1 protein-coding gene is annotated in these 1,272 nt (G+C 63.7%); it reads right to left on the bottom strand.

Going from position 1 to position 1,272, the window contains the following annotated elements:
• Positions 1 to 1,272 (bottom strand): serine hydroxymethyltransferase (glyA, locus tag AC2FLO_RS00525; RefSeq protein ID WP_496755294.1); only part of this gene is annotated, 1,272 nt, incomplete at its 5' end.

Below are 1,272 nucleotides of genomic sequence, written 5' to 3' on the forward strand. Positions count from 1 at the left end.
TTACAGGTTCGGGTAGATAGGGAAGCGGTTGCAGAGGTCTGCGACCTGGGCGCGGACGCGGGCTTCGACTTCGGCGTTGTCGTCTTCGCCGTTGGCGGCCAGGCCGTCGACCACTTCGATGATCCAGTCGGCGATCTGGCGGAACTCGGCCTCGCCAAAGCCGCGGGTGGTGCCGGCGGGGCTGCCAAGGCGGATGCCCGACGTGATGGTCGGCTTTTCCGGGTCAAACGGCACGCCGTTCTTGTTGCAGGTGATATGCGCCCGGCCCAGGGCCTTTTCGGTGGCGTTGCCCTTGACGCCCTTGGGGCGCAGGTCGACCAGCACCACATGGGTGTCGGTGCCGTGGGTCACGGTGTCGAGCCCGCCCTTGATCAACTGATCGCTGAGCGCCTGCGCATTGGTCACGACCTGCTGGATATAGCTTTTGAACTCGGGGCGCAGCGCCTCGCCAAAGGCCACGGCCTTGGCCGCGATCACATGCATCAGCGGGCCGCCCTGAATGCCGGGGAAGATCGCCGAATTCACTTTCTTAGCGATATCTTCATCATTGGTCAGGATCATGCCCCCACGTGGGCCGCGCAGGGTCTTGTGTGTGGTGGTGGTCGCCACATGCGCGTAGGGGAACGGGCTGGGGTGCTCGCCCGCCGCAACCAGACCGGCGAAATGCGCCATGTCCACGTGCAGATAGGCGCCGACCATGTCGGCGATCTCGCGCATGCGGGCAAAGTCGATCTGACGCGGGATGGCCGAACCGCCCGCGATGATCAGCTTGGGGTTATGCTCTTTCGCCAGCGCCTCGACCTGATCATAGTCCAGCATGTTGTCCTGCTGGCGCACGCCGTATTGCACGGCGTTGAACCACTTGCCCGACTGGTTGGGCCGCGCGCCGTGGGTCAGGTGGCCACCGGCATCCAGGCTCATGCCCAGAATGGTGTCGCCGGGCTGGATCAGCGCCTGGAACACGCCCTGGTTGGCCTGGCTGCCCGAGTTCGGCTGCACATTGGCGAAACCACAGCCAAACAGCTGCTTGGCGCGGTCGATGGCCAGATTCTCGGCGATATCAACAAACTCGCAGCCCCCGTAATAGCGCCGGCCCGGGTAACCTTCGGCATATTTGTTGGTCATCACCGAACCCTGCGCCTCCATCACGGCGGCAGAGACGATGTTCTCGGACGCAATCAGCTCGATCTCGTCGCGCTGACGACCCAGCTCAGACCGGATCGAGCCAAAAAGCTCAGGATCGCGGTCCGACAAGGACTGGGTGAAAAATCC

This window comes from Ruegeria sp. TASC047, from assembly GCF_059612445.1.